Genomic DNA, 15782 nt, shown 5'->3' with positions numbered 1-15782 from the left:
GTTCGCCGATACTCTGGCACGATGAGCGTCCCCGTGCTTCCCGACCTGCGCCAAGAGGTCCATGACGCCGCCCGGCGGGCAAGGATCGCCTCGCGCTCCCTCACGGCGTTGTCCACCGCGGCCAAGAACAGTGCGCTGAACGCCGCAGCGGATGCGCTGCTGGCCCATGCCGATGACATCCTGGCCGCCAACGAGCGTGACGTCGCCGCCGCCCGGGCCGCGGGCACACCCGAGGCCATGCTGGACCGGCTCGCGCTGTCGAAGGCCCGGGTCGACGGGATCGCCGCGGGGCTGCGCCAGGTAGCCGGTCTGCCCGATCCGGTCGGTGAGGTGCTGCGCGGCTACACCCTGCCCAACGGCCTGCTGCTGCGTCAGCAGCGCGTTCCACTGGGCGTGGTGGGCATGGTCTACGAGGGTCGGCCCAACGTCACAGTCGACGCATTCGGGCTGACGCTGAAGTCCGGCAACGCCGCACTGCTGCGCGGCAGTTCCTCGGCGGCCCATTCCAACCAGGCCCTGGTGGATGTGCTGCGCGGCGCGCTGGTGGATGAGGACCTGCCCGCCGACGCCGTGCAACTGCTGTCGTCGGCCGACCGCGCCACCGTCACCCACCTGATCCAGGCCCGCGGACTGGTCGACGTGGTGATCCCGCGCGGCGGCGCAGGCCTGATCGAAGCCGTGGTGCGCGACGCGTTGGTGCCGACCATCGAGACCGGCGTCGGCAACTGCCACGTCTACATCCATGAGGCCGCCGACCTCGACGTCGCCGAGCAGGTGTTGCTCAACTCCAAGACCCGCCGGCCCAGCGTCTGCAACGCCGCCGAGACACTGCTGATCGACCAGGCCATCGCCGCCGAGGCGGTGCCCCGACTGGTGGATGCGTTGAGCGCCGCCGGGGTTGCGGTGCACGACTGCGCCGGGCAGGCCGACGGGCCCGCCGCCGAAGATCACTTGCGGCGCGAGTACCTCGCGATGGACATCGCCCTGTCGGTGGTCGACGGGCTTGAGGACGCGATCAACCACATCAACGAGTACGGCACCGGCCACACCGAGGCGATCGTCACCACCAATATGGCCGCGGCGCAGCGATTCAGCGAGCAGGTCGATGCCGCCGCCGTCATGGTCAACGCCTCGACGGCCTTCACCGACGGCGAACAGTTCGGCTTCGGCGCCGAGATCGGCATCTCCACCCAGAAGCTGCACGCCCGGGGCCCGATGGGGCTGCCGGAGCTGACGTCGACCAAATGGATCGTGTGGGGTGACGGCCACACCCGTCCCGCCTAAGGAGCCCACACCGCATGGACAACCCCACCACCCCCGCGCAGCACGCCTCGCTGTTTACCGACATCGACGACGTGGCGCGCCGCCTGGCCGAGACCGGCTACCTGGCCGACACCGCGACCACCACTGCGGTGTTCCTCGCCGACCGGCTGGGCAAGCCCCTGCTGGTGGAGGGCCCGGCCGGGGTCGGCAAAACCGAACTGGCGCGTGCGGTGGCCGCGGCCACCGGCGCCGGGCTGGTGCGGCTGCAGTGCTACGAGGGCGTCGACGAGGCCCGGGCGCTCTATGAGTGGAACCATGCGAAGCAGATTCTCCGGATCCAGTCCGGCAACACCGCCGGTACGGGCGGCGACTGGGACGACACCAAGATGGACGTGTTCTCCGAGGAGTTCTTGTTGTCGCGTCCGCTGCTGACGGCGATCCGGCGTACCGATCCGACGGTGCTGCTGGTGGACGAGACCGACAAGGCCGACATCGAGATCGAGGGCCTGCTGCTGGAGGTGTTGTCCGACTTCGCGGTCACGGTGCCGGAACTGGGCACCATCACCGCCACCCGCACCCCGTTCACGGTGCTGACCTCCAACGCCACCCGGGAACTGTCCGAGGCGCTCAAGCGCCGCTGCCTGTTCCTGCACATCGACTTCCCCGACCCCGACCTGGAACGCCGCATCCTGCTGTCGCGGGTGCCGGAGCTGCCCGAGCACCTGGCGGCCGAGTTGGTGCGCATCATCGGGGTGCTGCGCGGCATGCAGCTCAAGAAGCTGCCGTCGGTTGCCGAAACCATCGACTGGGGCCGCACCATCCTGGCTCTGGGCATGGACACCATCGACGACGCCACCGTCGCGGCGACCCTGGGAGTGGTGCTCAAGCACCAATCAGATCAGGTGCGGGCATCCGGAGAATTGCGACTGAACTGATGGTGCGCCGCATCCACCCAGCGCAACCGCTTGCCCCGCACGGGATTCCGGGCCACCTGGTGGGGTTCGTGGAAGCCCTGCGGGCGCAGGGGATTTCGGTAGGGCCGTCGGAGACCGTCGACGCCGGCCGAGTGCTCACTGTGATCGGGCTGGGGGACCGGGAGGTGTTGCGGGAGGGGTTGGCCTGCGCGGTGCTGCGCCGGCCCGATCACCGCGACACCTACGACGCCATGTTCGACCTGTGGTTTCCCGCCGCGTTGGGCGGGCGCACCGTGGTGCTGTCCGACGATCCGCAGTCGGCCGACGACCTGCCGCTGCCGGAGGACGCCGAGGACATGCGGGCAATGCTGGTCGACCTGTTGACGGCGAATCCCGACCTCGCCGACACCGATCCGCGGCTGTCGGCCATGATTGCCGCGATCGTCGGGGCCTACGGGCAGTACCGTTCGAGCCGCGGACCGTCCTACTCGGCCTACCAGGCACTCAAGGCGCTGGCGCTCGACGAGCTGGAGGGCAAGCTGCTGGCCGGGCTGCTGGCCCCCTACGGCGAGGAGCCCAGCCCCACCCAGGAACAGATCGCCAAGGCGATGGCCGCGCAGCGGATCGCCGCGCTGCGCAAGCTGGTGGACGCCGAGACCAAGCGGCGTACCGCCGAACAGCTGGGACGCGAACACGTGCAGATGTACGGCATCCCGCAACTGAGCGAGAACGTCGAGTTCCTCCGTGCGTCCGGGGAGCAGCTGCGCCAGATGCGCCGGGTGGTGGCGCCGTTGGCACGGACCCTGGCAACGCGGCTGGCCGCACGCCGGCGGCGCTCCCGCGCCGGCACCATCGATTTGCGCAAGACATTGCGCAAGTCGATGTCCACCGGCGGGGTTCCGATCGACGTGGTGCTGCGCAAGCCGCGCCCCGCCCGCCCCGAACTGGTGGTGTTGTGCGATGTGTCCGGCTCGGTCGCCGGGTTCAGCCACTTCACCCTGCTGCTGGTTCACGCACTGCGCCAACAGTTTTCCCGTGTGCGGGTCTTTGCGTTCATCGACACCACCGACGAGGTCACGCACCTGTTCGGGCCGGACGCCGACCTGGCGGTGGCCATCCAGCGGATCACCCGGGAGTCCGGGGTCTACACCCGCGACGGCCATTCCGATTACGGCAACGCCTTCGTCTCGTTCGCCGAGAACTATCCCAACGTGGTGTCGCCGCGCAGCGCGCTGCTGGTGCTCGGGGACGGGCGGACGAACTACCGCGACCCCGGGGTGCAGGTGCTGTCGCATCTGGTGACCGCCAGCAGGCACGCGCACTGGCTCAACCCGGAGCCCGAGCATCTTTGGGGCAGCGGGGATTCGGCGATACCGCGCTACCGCGAGGTGATCCCCATGCACGAGTGCCGCTCGGCCAAGCAGCTTGCCGGGGTCATCGACGCACTGCTGCCGGTTTAGCCCTCTCTCCCCGGCAGGCCCACCCGGCCGCGGGTGGAGTAGGCACGGTGCCGATTCGAGTAGTGGGGTCGGTCTTCGCCGGAAAACTAGAGTAGTTCGTTGCTCTATGAAGCCAAGCCACCGGCGAAATAATCTAAGGCGTCTTAGCGTGTTTTAAGTATCCGGGCAACGGGGAGGTCGTGTGATGGCTGGCAGCCACCGCGTTGCGAAGCGGAATTTCTCACGCAGGGCAAAGGTGGGTTTCGGTCACCGGGTCGCCGGTGGCCGTTTCCCTGTCGGCGGCAATTGTGGTGCCGCCGACATCGGGGATGACGGGGGCACCGGTGGCCCGGTCGCGGCTGGGACCGGCTTCGCCGGCGACGGTGCCAAGGGGGGCGCCGGCGGCATGGCCGGGTTCGGCACCGGGGGCCCGGGGGGAACGGTGGCACCGGCGGCGCCGGCGTCAACGCCGCTGGTAGCGGCGATGGCGGCTATGGCGGCGCCGGTGCCACCGGCGGGTCCTGCACAAGGGTAAAACGGGCGGCCGTGGTCGCCGTTGTGGGTGCCGGCGCGGAGGGCCTCAGGTTCCCGCTTGGGGCCGGCTGAGCAGACGGATAAGTTCGTCTCGGCGCTCGATACCGAGTTTGGCGAATATCCGGTAGAGATGCCCGTCCACCGTACGCACCGAGACGGAGAGCCGATCGGCGATCTTGCGGTTGGACAGCCCGGCGGCGACCAAGGCAGCGATCTCTCGCTCACGGTCGGTGATCGGTAACGGCTGACTCACCGCCTCGACTGCGGGGGTGTGAATGTCGCCCTGTCCGGCCAACCGCCGGGCCCGCGTCGCCGACTCCAACTGCTTGCCCCGTTCACCTGCATGGGCGTACTCGAGGGACGCGTGGGCTGCCGCATCGGCGGCCAGGGCGCACGCTCCCATCGCCGCGAATCTGTCCGAGGTGGTGCTGAGCAGGTCGGCGTCGCGGTTGGCGAGGCCGCGCGCATGCGCAGCGACCGCATCCGGCAACGGTGCGTCCAATGCCTCGGCGAGCTCGGTCAGTCGGTCGGCCTGGGCCCGGTCGCCGAACCGGACGGCGGTGTGCAGCGCGCGCATCTCGACAGCGAGCATCCCGGAGCGGCGCGCGACCTGGGCGGCCCGCAAGGCGTGCATCCGGCCGTCGGAGATCTGGCCATGCGCCACCCTTTCCCACGCGCGAGCCAGCTCCAGTTCCGGCAGGAATGCCGCGATCTGCGGCCCGTAGACCTCTTCACAGCGCCGCAGTGCCGCCGAGGCCGCCGTTGCGGCGTTGCCCCGCGCTGCCTGGGCGTGGGTGGCCCAGGCATTGGCAAGCATCGGCCACAGCTTCGGGGCGGCACCCGACAACACCCGCGCCGAGTCCTGAAAGAGCGAGCACGCCAGCGGTAGTCGCCCGCTGGCCAGGTGTACCACACCGGAGAGCAGCTTGGCCATCGCATCGGGTTCCGGGATGCCGGCGGCCATCGTGACATAGCGCTCGGCGACCCGTTCGGCGGTCGGAAGATCACCGGCGGTGACCAGTGCCATGACCTCGGCGATGCCGATGCCGAATCGGACCATTCCCGCGTGACTGTTTGCCGCAGCCTGCAATCCCGCCTGGGCGATTGTGGCGGTCGCGCCGAACTGTCCCGCTTTGGCCAGCGCGTGCGCGGTCGGAAGAGCGGTCAGGGCTGTGGCGATCGCCGGTGCGTGCGCCTCACACAGGGGCGGCCCGCTCCGGATCGTCGCGGTGATGTCGCCGGTGAAGAACCCGAAAGCCAATTCGAGCGCCTCGATCGTTGCGGCGCTCGCCCCGGAGCGGGCGCGGTCCCGGACCTCGGACAGGATGCGGCGGCCGGATTCGGTTTCGCCGCAGTTCCAGAACAGGTTCAGCGCGCGCGTGCACGCCCATAGGACAAGCGACGTGTCGTCGGCGCCGTCCAGGCTGGCCTGGGCGAGAACCGCCTCCGCTTCCGGGCCCCGGCCCTGCCAGACCAGGACTTCGCCGAGGACCAGCGCGGCCGGCAGACCCCCGCCACGGTCGAAGGCGAACCGTGCCAGCTCCTCGGCGTGGCTGAGGTTCGACATGGCCGAGGCATCCACCGCCGCGTTGAGAATCAGGTCCAGGTCGGGTTTCAGATCGCTGTGAATCATGAACTGGGCCATCCGGATTCTGCCGCGCAGGTCGGGTATCTGCAGACGGCTCCCGCTTTCCTGTAAGTATTTCTTGAACGCCTGGCACAGCACGCCGTTGAGCTGGCGCGAACGCGCCACCCCGGCACGTTCGAGCACCGCCTCGCCGAGCAGGGGGTAGGTCACCTGGGCAACGGTCCCCGCTCCGTCGGAAACCAGCCGGATCAACCGATGATGCTCCAGGGCGGAAACCGCCTCGACCGAGCACAGCTCGCGGAAGACCTCCCAGTCCAGCAGTTCTGCTGTCGCCAGAATCTGCAGCGCCTCGAGTTCTTTGGGGTTCAGCGCCTGCAGCCGAAACTCAATGAGGTCGGACAGTTCCTGGTCGGCCTGCAGTGTGCCCTTGATCTGCCAGCCGTCGTCGTCGTGCACCAGGAGACCGCTTTCCCGGCCGGCCCGCAGAATTCCACTCAAGTACAACGGATTTCCCGCACTTCGGTTGTGCAGATCGCTGATCATCACCGGGCTGACGACACCGCCGAGCACGCGGCAGGTCAATTCGGCGGTCTGTTCGCGGGTGAACCGGCCGATGTGCAGGTTCAACAGCAGCCGTTCTTTGAACAATGCAGTAACGGCATCCAGCAGAGTAGCGCCGGACGGGACCACCACGATCAGTTGCGCGGTGCGTTCAGCCGCCATCTGATAAACCAGCGTGGCCGACAGCGGATCGAGCAGTTGAGCGTCATCGACAATGACCACCGGGTTGTTCATCGCGGCAATGTTCTTGTGCGCCACCTGTAACATCGCTGCCGGTTCCGGCGCCATATCGACGGTCACGGATCGGGAGAACGCCCCCAGCGGTACGTCGCGGCCCGTCTGGGTGCCCAGCACCGACCGCACGTTGCGCCCGGCTTCGGCCAGCCGGGCACCGAGCGCACGGGCCAGAGTCGATTTGCCCACTCCGCTTTCGCCGACCAACCCGATGCCCCGATACTCCGAATCGGGACCGAGCGTCTCCAGCCCCAGGCGCATTTCATCGTCGCGGCCGACCAGTGGCCACGCAGAACCCGCATCCCCCCGCGCACGCAAAAGTTTCCCGACCTCCCCCCGGACAACCGCGTACATCCGAATCTACGCCGAGGTACCGGGGGGTGTATAGGTTACCGAACTGTCGAACAAAGGTTGACGATCGCGTAAAAAGGCTTGTGGGACAGCTAGAAAGCGGTTCTGTGAGTGTCCGCAACGAGTGGCCCCACCAGGCGTCGGCCGGTCTTCGCTCAGCGCGTCCGCTCGTAGATCAGCCAGCGCAGTTCCATCGGGGACTCTTCGCGGGTGGTGCGGAACGCGTCGAGTCCGCTGGCCCAGTCGATGTACCAGTGGGTGGGCGGCCAGGCGCCCTCGGGAAGATGAGCCTTCTCGTATTCGTAGACGGATTCGTCGGAACGCAGCACAAGCGGTAGTCCGGCCGAAGCGGCAGCCATTTCAGCACGAGTGAACAGACCCGAGTACACCTGCTGGCAGAACTCCCGGGCCGCGCTGTCGGGCTCGAAGCCCTCGTGGGCCAGGAAGCTGTTGAACACCAGCCGCCCGCCCGGGGCCAGGCAGCGGGCGGCCAACTCGAACAGCTTGCGCACCTCCTCGGTGGACCGGAAGTCGGTCAACACCTCAGAGAGCACCATGAGCTGGTAGTCGTCGCGGAGATCGTCGGCGTCGGAGAACACGTCACGCACGATGACCCGGACGTCCAGGGCCTCTGCCTGAGCGTCGGCGACGAGCATCTCGGCGAATTTCGGGGTCATCTCCACCACATCGACCGGATGCCCGCGGCGCGCCAGCGCCAGGGCGTTGCGGCCGGTGCCGCCGCCGATCTCCAGCACCCGGTGACCGGCCGGATCAGCGGCCTCGCCGGCCAGGTGCCATACCCGTGCGTCGGGCTCGGTGCCGAACAACGGCGGCTTGCGCTCGTTGAGCCAGGCTTCGTACGCCTGGGCGACCGAACTCCACTGAGCCCGCACCGTGTAGTTCAGCGTCGGGCCGACCGGGGCGTTGTAGGAGATGATGATGTGCGAACGCACCGAGTGTGAGTACGCCTCGGCGAGTTGGCCCTGCAGCACCTCCCGGAGGCGCGCGAGCTCGTCGTCGCTGAAGGGCTTACCCAGGCCGGTAAAGACGTCTGCGCACATCTTCACGTATTCGTCGAGCATGCTCGGCACGGCCGGAAGCCGGATGTCGCCGCTGATCTGGGCGCGGGTATGAAAGCGCCGTACCATGGCTTCTTTGGTCGCCCGGGCGCGATCAAGCGAGTTCAACGGAAAATCTTCCACAGACATCTTCTACACGATCGACCTCGGTTTCGCGGCAGCAACCGGCAGTTGCGCCCCGCGTGCAGCGGCCGCCCGGCGCAGGCCGGCGGCTTCCGGGCGGGCCGTGCCACCGGCACGCCGGCACCGGCACGGACTCCAAGTAAGCTGGCCTATCGTGCGAAAACGGCGGCTGGGAGTCATGGGCGGGACGTTCGATCCCATCCATCACGGACACCTGGTCGCCGCGAGCGAGGTGGCCGATCTGTTCGGGCTCGATGAGGTGGTCTTCGTACCGACCGGCCAGCCCTGGCTCAAGGAACGCCGCGTCACCGCCGCCGAGGACCGTTACCTGATGACGGTGATCGCCACCGCATCGAATCCACGGTTCTCGGTGAGCCGGGCCGACATCGATCGCGGCGGTCCCACCTACACCAAAGACACCCTGCGCGACCTGCAAGAACAGAATCCCGACGCCGAGCTCTACTTCATCACCGGTGCGGATGCGCTGGCCACCATCTTGACCTGGCAGGATTGGGCGGAGATGTTCGAGATGGCGCGGTTCGTGGGGGTGAGTCGGCCCGGTTATGAGCTCAACGGGGACCACCTCGCCGAGGCGCTCGGCTCCCTGCCCGAGCATGCGTTGTCGCTGGTGGAAGTGCCGGCGCTGGCGATCTCGTCGACCGACTGCCGGCGGCGTGCAGCCCAATCCCGCCCGATCTGGTATCTGGTCCCCGACGGTGTGGTCCAGTACGTGTCTAAACGCCGCCTCTACCAACCGACCCCCGGAGACCCACAATGACCGCGACACCCGAGGCCGTGCAGATGGCCACCGTGGCGGCCGGCGCCGCCTCGAACAAGCTGGCCGACGACGTGGTCGTCATCGACGTCTCCGCCCAGTTGGTGATCACCGACTGCTTTGTCATCGCCTCGGCGTCCAACGAGCGCCAGGTCAACGCGATCGTCGACGAGGTCGAGGAGAAGATGCGCCTGGCCGGGTACAAACCGGCGCGCCGGGAGGGCACCCGGGAGGGGCGCTGGACGCTGCTGGACTACGTCGACATCGTCGTACACATCCAGCACCAGGACGAGCGGGATTTCTACGCGCTGGACCGGCTGTGGAAAGACTGTCCGCTGGTGCCGGTCGATCTGTCCGGTGCCTCGGCGCCCGGGGACGCGTCGTGAGGGTCCGTCGGCTGATCCTGCTGCGACACGGCCAGACCGAGTTCAACGCCGGCAGCCGCATGCAGGGGCAGCTGGACACCGTGCTCAGTGACCTGGGCCGCGCGCAGGCGGGGGCGGCCGCCGAGGTGCTGCGCAAGCGGCATCCGCTGCTGATCGTGTCGTCGGACCTGTGGCGGGCCTACGACACCGCCACCGTGCTGGCCGAGCACAACGGGCTGAACGTCCGGGTGGACACGCGGTTGCGGGAGACCCACCTGGGCGACTGGCAGGGCCTGACCCACGAAGAGGTCGACGCCGCCGCGCCCGGTGCCCGGCTGGCCTGGCGCGACGACGCCCGATGGGCGCCGCACGGCGGAGAGAGCCGAATCGATGTCGCCGAGCGCAGTGTCCCGCTGGTGCGCGAGCTGGTGGCCGGCGAACCGGAGTGGGGCAGAGCCGACCACGCCGACCAGCCGGTGGTACTCGTGGCCCACGGCGGGCTGATCGCCGCGCTGACCGCGGCCCTGCTGCGCCTTCCCGTGGAGAACTGGCCGATCCTGGGCGGCATGGCCAACGCCAGCTGGACCCAGCTCAGCGGCTATTCCGACGATCAGGGGCCCGTCGACTTCGACGCCGTGCGCTGGCGTCTCGACGTCTGGAACGCCTCAGCACAGGTGGCCGGCGATGTCCTCTGAACCGCGCACACCCGCCCAGACCCGGCCCACGCTGCTGGTCTTCGCCGACTCACTGTCCTATTACGGGCCCACCGGCGGGTTGCCCGCCGACCATCCGCGGATCTGGCCGAACCTTGTCGCCGACCAGCTGGGCTGGGATGTCGAACTCATCGGCCGGATCGGCTGGACCAGCCGAGACGTGTGGTGGGCGTCGACCCAGGACCCGCGGGCCTGGGCCGCGCTGCCCCGGGCCGGTGCGGTCATCTTCGCCACCAGCGGGATGGACTCGTTGCCCTCGGTGTGGCCGACGGCGCTGCGTGAGCTGATCCGCTACGTGCGCCCCTCGGGGCTGCGGCGTCGGGTCCGCGACTTCTACGGCTGGCTGCAACCTCGGTTCTCGCCCTACGCGCGGGCCGCCCTGCCGCCGCACCTCACCGTGAGTTATCTCGAGATGACCCGGGGCGCCATCGACTTCAACCGTCCGGGAATTCCGATTGTCGCCTCGCTGCCGTCGGTGCACATCGCCGACACCTACGGCAAGGCCCACCAGGGACGCGAGCCCACGGTGCGGGCCATCACCGCTTGGGCGCGCGAACACGACGTCCCGCTGGTGGACCTCAAGGCCGCGGTGGCCGACGAGGTCCTGAGCGGGCGCGCCAACCCCGACGGCATCCACTGGAACTTCGAAGCGCACCGGGCGGTCGCCGACCTGATGCTCAAAGCCCTCGGTGAGGCCGGCGTGCCCAGCCCGCCGGTATGAGCCTGCGATGAGTGTTGTCGTCGTCACCGATTCGTCGGCCTGCCTGCCCGCCGAGCTGCGGGACCGCTGGGGCATCCGCACGGTGCCGCTGCACATCCTGCTCGACGGAGCCGACCTGCGCGACGGCGTCGACGACGTGCCTGAGGATGTCTATCTGCGCGAGCGGGTCACCACGGCCGGTGCGGCGCCGGAGGACCTGGCCGAGGCCTACCGCACCGCGCTGGACCACAGCGCCGGTTCCGGCGTGGTGGCGGTGCACATCTCCGCAGCCCTGTCGGGAACCGTTGCCACCGCCGGGCACGCCGCCCAACAGCTCGGCCCCGCGGTGCAGGTGGTCGATTCCAAGTCCGCGGCGATGGGTACCGGTTTCGTGGCGCTGGCCGCCGCCCGGGCCGCCGCGGGCGGCGCCGATCTGCACCAGGTCGCGGCGGCGGCCGATGCCGCTGTGCGGCGCGGCCACGCCTACATGGTGGTGCAGCGGCTGGACAACCTGCGGCGCAGCGGCCGGATCGGCAGCGCAGCGGCGTGGCTCGGAACCGCCCTGTCCCTCAAGCCGCTGCTGGTAGTCGATGAGGGAAAGCTCGTGCTGGCACAGCGGGTCCGCACCGTCGGTAAGGCGGTCGCGTCGATGATCGACCGGGTCTGTGAGGTGGTCGGGGACCGCCGGGCTTCCCTTGCCGTGCATCACGTCGCCAACATGGCGGGGGCCCAGGAGGTGGCCGATGCGCTGGCTCAGCGGTTGCCGGGTTGTGAGCCCGCGGTGATCACCAGCCTGTGTCCGACGCTTGCCCTGCATGTCGGGGCCGGGGCGGTCGCGGTGTGTGTCGATGTCGCTGCGGCGCAACCCGATTCCTCGGCTCACAGCTGAGGGATCAGGGCGTGGCCGCTGCTGTGCCGGCGACCGGTTCCTGCGCACCGGAGTGGGCCGCGATGCCGCGGATGTTGGTGTTGGGTCCCCACGGCCGGACCACCTGTGGCCACCAGAACCATTTGCCCAGCAACGTCGCGATCGACGGCATGAAGAACGCCCGGACCACGAAGGTGTCCAGCAGCAGCCCGATCGCCACGGTGGTGCCGTACATGCCGATGGCCTTGAGGTCGCTGAAGAACATGATGCCCATGGTCGCGGCGAAAACCATGCCGGCCGAGGTCACCACGCCACCACTGCCGGCCATCGCCCGGATGTACCCGGTCTTGAGCCCGGCGTGGATCTCCTCCTCGAAGCGGGAGACCAGTAGCAGGTTGTAGTCCGAGCCGACGGCCAGCAATACGATGACCGCCAGCACCAACGTCACCCAGTAGATGTGCTGGCCGAAGATGTGCTGCCAGATCAACACCGAGATGCCGAACGACGCGGCGATCGAACTGGATGCGGTGCCGACGATGACGACCGCGGCCACCAGGGACCGGGTGAGCATCATCATGATCAGGAAAATCAGGGTCAGCGACGCCACGACCGCGATCATCAGGTCGTACTTGGCGCCGTTCTGCATGTCCTCGTAGAGCGCCGCCATGCCGCCGATGTAGACCTTGGCATCGGACAGTGAGGACTGTTTGAGGGCCTCCTGCGCAGCGATCCGCTCCGGCTCAACCCGCTTGATGCCCTCGGCGGTGGCCGGATACGTCTGATGGGTGACGAAGAACCGGGCCGATTTGCCGTCCGGCGACATGAACAGGCGCAGCCCGGTCTGAAAGTCCTTGTTGTCGAACGCCTCGGCGGGCAGGTAGAAGAAGTCGTCGTTCTTGGAGTCGTCGAAGCTCTGACCCATCATGATCTGGGTGTTGCTCAGGTCTTCCATCTGGTCGATGAACGCCGAGAACGTGGAGTGCACGGTCAGCACCAGCGCCCGCATGATCCGCATGGTGTCGACCACCGCCGGCAGCAATTCGACCGCCTGGGGCAGCAGGCGCGCGGTCTTGGTGATGTCGTCGGACAGGTAGTGCAGTTGCTCGGCGAGCTGATCGATGCCGTCGGTGGCGTCGAAGGTGTTGCGCAGCGCATTGCACATCGGGATGTCGAAACAGTGTGGCTCCCAGTAGAAGTAGCTGCGCAGCGGCCGGAACTGGTCGTCGAACTCGGCAATGTGGTCGCGGATCCGGTCGGAGACGTCCACGGTGTTGCGGGTCACTTCGGCGGTGTCGTCGAAGGTCCGGTCGACCTCCTGCAGATATCCGTACATCTGAATGAGCAGCTCGATGTCTTTGTCGAGTTGCTGAGAGATGGTGTCGATATCTTTGATCCGGTCCTTGAGTGACTTCATGTTCTGGATCATCAGCTGGTTGGAGACACTGAGCTGGAACGGAATCGAGCTGTGCTGCAGCGGAATTCCCAGCGGGCGGGTGATGTCCTGAATCATCCCGATCCCGACTACCCGCATGATGTTCCTGGCGACCCGGTCCAGCACCAGCATGTCGGCGGGATTGCGCATGTCGTGCTCGGATTCCACCATGGTGATATCCGGCGCCATCCGGGCTGCCGAGAAATGCCGCTCCGCGGCGGCGTAGGCCACATTGACCGGGGTGTCGGCGGGCAGATAGTTGCGGTCGTCGTAGCCGGGTCTGAATCCCGGCAGTGCCACCAGGCCGATCATGATGATCGCCAGGCTGGCCACCGCGATCGGTCCCGGCCAGCGCACCACCGAGACACCGGCCCGGCGCCAGAACCCGCCCCGCTTGGCGGGTTTGGGGTCCAGCAGGCCGAAGCTGCTGGCCACCACCAGCATGGCCGGTCCCAGAGTGAGCGCCGCGGCCACCACCACGAGCATGCCCACTGAGACCGGGATGCCCATGGTGTGGAAGTAGGGCAGCCGGGTGAAGTACAACATGGCCGACGCTCCGGCGATGGTGAGTCCCGATCCCAGCACCACCGGGGTGACACTGCGAACGGTGGTGTAGTAGGCCTCGACCCGGTCCTCGCCGGCCAGCCGCGCTTCCCGGTAGCGGCCGATCAGGAAGATGCCGTAGTCGGTGCCGGCGGCGATCGCGAGCATCACCATGATGTTGACCGCGAACGTCGTCAGGCCCATGACGTCGTGAAAACCGAGGACCGCCACGACGCCGCGGGCGCAGATCAGCTCCAGCAGGCTCAGGAACAGCTGCGTCAACATCGCTGCCACCGACCTGAACACGATGAGCAGCATGATCGCGATCGCCGCGATGGTGAACAGCGTGATCTTGACCAGGCTGGCATCGCCGATCTGCCGAAGGTCTGCGGTCAACGCGGCCGGTCCGGCCACATAGGCCTGCACGCCCGGCGGCGCAGGGGTGTCGTCGATGGCCTTGCGCACCGCGACCACCGAGTCATTCGCCTCGGTCATGCCCTGGTTTCCCACCAGGTTGAGCATGATGTAGGCGGCTTTGGCGTCGGAACTCTGAACGCCGGCAGCGGTCAGCCGGTCACGCCAGAAGTCTTGGGCGTGTTCGACATGGGCGGTGTCGGCGACCAGCTTCGCGACGATCTCGTCGTAGTAGTGGTGGGCGGCCTCGCCGAGCTCTTGCTCGCCGACCACCACCATCATCACGGTGCTGTTGGACTGGTATTCCTCGAAGTTCTCGCCCACCAGCTTGCTGGCGATCATCGAGGGGGCGTCGATCGGCGCCAGTGGTGCGGAGTGCTCTTCGGAGATGACTTCCAGCTGGGGCACAAGGACATTCACCAGTACGGTGAGCACGATCCAGACAATGATGATCGGCACCGCGAAAATACGGAGCAGGTGGGCGAAGAACGGCCGCTTGGCGGGCCGCTCGCTCTGGTGCTCGGGCTGCGCGGTGATCCGTCTGATCATCCGGACTTCACCAGGCAGAAGGTCTGGGCGTTGAGTCCGGTGGCGCGGCGCTCGTCGAGCAAACGGTCGTCGATTTTGATCCGGCAACCGATTTCACCGCTGTCGCCCTGCACGATCATGTTCGCCATGACGGCAGGCAGCACGGTGACCACGGTGTAGGTCCACGGCAGCGGGACGCCGTTGAGCTGATGAACGTTGGCCTCGGCGTCCCAGTAGTTGATGTCGGCGACGGTGCCCGGCGGCCCGAAAGCCTCGTAGGCGACGTATTTCGGGTTGAACTGCACGATTTCGATGCCCGTGCCGGCATGGGGATTGAGGTCTTGGGAGGCGAACACCTTATGCAGCCGGGTCACGACGACACCCGAAATCGCGATGACCACGATGAAGACCAGCGGAATCCAATACCGCTTGAGCACGGCGGTGACCGATGTTCGCCCCATCTCACCGCCTTCCGCCTGCCGTGCGGTTGAACGTCGGCGGCCGGCGGTCTGCCCCCCGGTTTCGCGGGAAGCATCGATGGTTCCGCGAATCGCGCCTGTGGGCAGCATAACCTTCGATGAGCTAAGGAACGCAACCCGTGTTTTCCCCGGCGCAGTGGGGCCCGGATGCCCGCAGGGCCCCTCGGACTGAGCGCCGACGACGGGACTTCAGTAGCATGGCCGCTGATGCACGCTCTGGGAAATGTCGTCCGATTCGGTGCGGTCGTCCTCGTGGTGACGCTGGCGCTGTCCGGGTGCAGCGGGAAGGGCTTGTCCGGCGCGTCGTCGCAGGCATCGGCGGCCCCGGACGCGTCATGGACGCGCCCCGACGCGCCGCCTGACCCCCGAACCCTCCTCCGCGCCGGTGACCTCGCGGTTTCGCAGCTGCCCGCCGGCGTGCTGATCTTCATCGAGAGTCAGGACAGCGGCACCTGGAAAGCCGGGCTTGTCACCCCTGATGGCACCGAACACCAGCTCAAGGTCGCATCCGATGGCCTGACGGTGCTTGTCGGCCCCACCGCGACCGAGGACAGCGACGCCGACAAGGCCAAGCGGCGCGCCAACGTCGACGGGACCCACCTGGACTATCACGGCGCTGTGGGCCGGGTTCTGCAGGCCGTGCCGAACGGTTCCATCACCGAGCTGAGCCTGCTCGACATGAACGGCACGGTGGTGTGGGAAGCCGACGTGTGGGACGACCAGCTCGCCGAACACGACGTGCTCGTGGACGCGGCTTCCGGAACGGTCACCGCCAACCGGCAGGTCTAGTTGTTGTGACCTCGGAGGTTGTTGACGGCGTGCCTGCTTGAAATGGGGAGGACCTCCTGACGGAGTGGATGTGTCTGGCATCTACCCGTA

13 protein-coding genes are annotated in these 15782 nt (G+C 67.7%); 9 read left to right on the top strand and 4 right to left on the bottom strand.

The features are described 5' to 3' along the window. Positions 1–21 precede the first annotated feature (21 nt). The 3 genes from LI92_RS08965 to LI92_RS08955 are packed head-to-tail and all read left to right on the top strand — an operon-like array spanning position 22 to position 3637. Complete coding sequence (locus LI92_RS08965) at positions 22–1284, top strand: glutamate-5-semialdehyde dehydrogenase (RefSeq protein WP_046318213.1); 1263 nt, start codon at positions 22–24, stop codon at positions 1282–1284. Positions 1285–1298: 14 nt separating this feature from the next. Beyond that, the gene (locus tag LI92_RS08960; protein ID WP_046318212.1) at positions 1299–2198 is read left to right on the top strand and encodes an AAA family ATPase; all 900 of its coding nucleotides are present in this window, start codon (positions 1299–1301) and stop codon (positions 2196–2198) included. Further along, positions 2195–3637 (top strand): vWA domain-containing protein, encoded by a 1443-nt coding sequence (locus LI92_RS08955; protein ID WP_152665398.1) that lies wholly within the window; start codon positions 2195–2197, stop codon positions 3635–3637. The genes LI92_RS08960 and LI92_RS08955 overlap by 4 nt, the downstream gene beginning before the upstream one ends. Positions 3638–4196: 559 nt before the next feature. Here LI92_RS08955 and LI92_RS08945 read toward each other — a convergent pair. Together LI92_RS08945 and LI92_RS08940 are read right to left on the bottom strand one after the other, a co-directional pair. Next, positions 4197–6794, bottom strand: a complete 2598-nt coding sequence (locus LI92_RS08945; RefSeq protein ID WP_046318210.1) for a LuxR C-terminal-related transcriptional regulator — start codon at positions 6792–6794, stop codon at positions 4197–4199. Positions 6795–7039: 245 nt separating this feature from the next. Further along, positions 7040–8092, bottom strand: a complete 1053-nt coding sequence (locus LI92_RS08940) for a class I SAM-dependent methyltransferase (protein WP_502691423.1) — start codon at positions 8090–8092, stop codon at positions 7040–7042. Positions 8093–8255: 163 nt separating this feature from the next. Here LI92_RS08940 and nadD point away from each other — a divergent pair, with 163 nt between their 5' ends. Genes nadD through LI92_RS08915 form a run of 5 tightly spaced genes read left to right on the top strand, consistent with a single transcriptional unit; the run spans position 8256 to position 11528 of the window. Then, entirely contained in the window at positions 8256–8864 is a 609-nt protein-coding gene (nadD, locus tag LI92_RS08935) for a nicotinate-nucleotide adenylyltransferase (RefSeq protein ID WP_286134966.1), read from the top strand. Continuing rightward, complete coding sequence (gene rsfS / locus LI92_RS08930; RefSeq protein WP_046318207.1) at positions 8861–9247, top strand: ribosome silencing factor; 387 nt, start codon at positions 8861–8863, stop codon at positions 9245–9247. Before nadD ends, rsfS begins: the two co-directional genes overlap by 4 nt. After that, on the top strand, positions 9244–9921 hold the full coding sequence (gpgP, locus tag LI92_RS08925) for a glucosyl-3-phosphoglycerate phosphatase (protein WP_046318206.1): 678 nt from the start codon (positions 9244–9246) through the stop codon (positions 9919–9921). Before rsfS ends, gpgP begins: the two co-directional genes overlap by 4 nt. Next, positions 9911–10660 (top strand): diglucosylglycerate octanoyltransferase, encoded by a 750-nt coding sequence (gene octT / locus LI92_RS08920; protein WP_046318205.1) that lies wholly within the window; start codon positions 9911–9913, stop codon positions 10658–10660. The genes gpgP and octT overlap by 11 nt, the downstream gene beginning before the upstream one ends. A gap of 7 nt (positions 10661–10667) precedes the next feature. Then, positions 10668–11528 carry a DegV family protein gene (locus tag LI92_RS08915; RefSeq protein WP_046318204.1) on the top strand — a complete coding sequence of 287 codons (861 nt, stop codon included), beginning with the start codon at positions 10668–10670 and terminating at the stop codon, positions 11526–11528. A gap of 4 nt (positions 11529–11532) precedes the next feature. Here LI92_RS08915 and LI92_RS08910 read toward each other — a convergent pair whose 3' ends face one another. Both LI92_RS08910 and LI92_RS08905 read right to left on the bottom strand, forming a co-directional pair. Next, entirely contained in the window at positions 11533–14445 is a 2913-nt protein-coding gene (locus tag LI92_RS08910) for an MMPL/RND family transporter (RefSeq protein WP_046318203.1), read from the bottom strand. Next, positions 14442–14885: an MmpS family transport accessory protein gene (locus tag LI92_RS08905; RefSeq protein WP_046318226.1), complete on the bottom strand. Its 444-nt coding sequence runs from the start codon at positions 14883–14885 to the stop codon at positions 14442–14444. Before LI92_RS08905 ends, LI92_RS08910 begins: the two co-directional genes overlap by 4 nt. Before the next feature lie 225 nt (positions 14886–15110). On the opposite strand from LI92_RS08905, the gene LI92_RS08900 reads away from it, so the two are divergent. Then, complete coding sequence (locus LI92_RS08900) at positions 15111–15692, top strand: PepSY domain-containing protein (protein WP_052740742.1); 582 nt, start codon at positions 15111–15113, stop codon at positions 15690–15692. The last annotated feature ends 90 nt before the right edge of the window (positions 15693–15782 follow it).

The sequence above is a fragment of the Mycobacterium sp. UM_Kg1 genome (genome assembly GCF_000972925.1).
Classification (GTDB): Bacteria; Actinomycetota; Actinomycetes; order Mycobacteriales; family Mycobacteriaceae; genus Mycobacterium; species Mycobacterium hiberniae.
The sequence above is the reverse complement of the archived record's forward strand: the minus strand, read 5'-3'. Positions and strand labels throughout refer to the sequence as shown.

Excerpts from the sequence above, each read along its gene's own strand:
- LI92_RS08965 (WP_046318213.1), top strand. The coding sequence starts at position 22 with ATGAGCGTCCCCGTGCTTCCCGACCTGCGCCAAGAGGTCCATGACGCC.
- LI92_RS08960 (WP_046318212.1), top strand. The coding sequence starts at position 1,299 with ATGGACAACCCCACCACCCCCGCGCAGCACGCCTCGCTGTTTACCGAC.
- LI92_RS08945 (WP_046318210.1), bottom strand. The coding sequence starts at position 6,794 with ATGCGCCTGGGGCTGGAGACGCTCGGTCCCGATTCGGAGTATCGGGGC.
- LI92_RS08940 (WP_502691423.1), bottom strand. The coding sequence starts at position 8,092 with ATGTCTGTGGAAGATTTTCCGTTGAACTCGCTTGATCGCGCCCGGGCG.
- rsfS (WP_046318207.1), top strand. The coding sequence starts at position 8,861 with ATGACCGCGACACCCGAGGCCGTGCAGATGGCCACCGTGGCGGCCGGC.
- octT (WP_046318205.1), top strand. The coding sequence starts at position 9,911 with ATGTCCTCTGAACCGCGCACACCCGCCCAGACCCGGCCCACGCTGCTG.
- LI92_RS08915 (WP_046318204.1), top strand. The coding sequence starts at position 10,668 with ATGAGTGTTGTCGTCGTCACCGATTCGTCGGCCTGCCTGCCCGCCGAG.
- LI92_RS08910 (WP_046318203.1), bottom strand. The coding sequence starts at position 14,445 with ATGATCAGACGGATCACCGCGCAGCCCGAGCACCAGAGCGAGCGGCCC.
- LI92_RS08905 (WP_046318226.1), bottom strand. The coding sequence starts at position 14,885 with ATGGGGCGAACATCGGTCACCGCCGTGCTCAAGCGGTATTGGATTCCG.
- LI92_RS08900 (WP_052740742.1), top strand. The coding sequence starts at position 15,111 with ATGCACGCTCTGGGAAATGTCGTCCGATTCGGTGCGGTCGTCCTCGTG.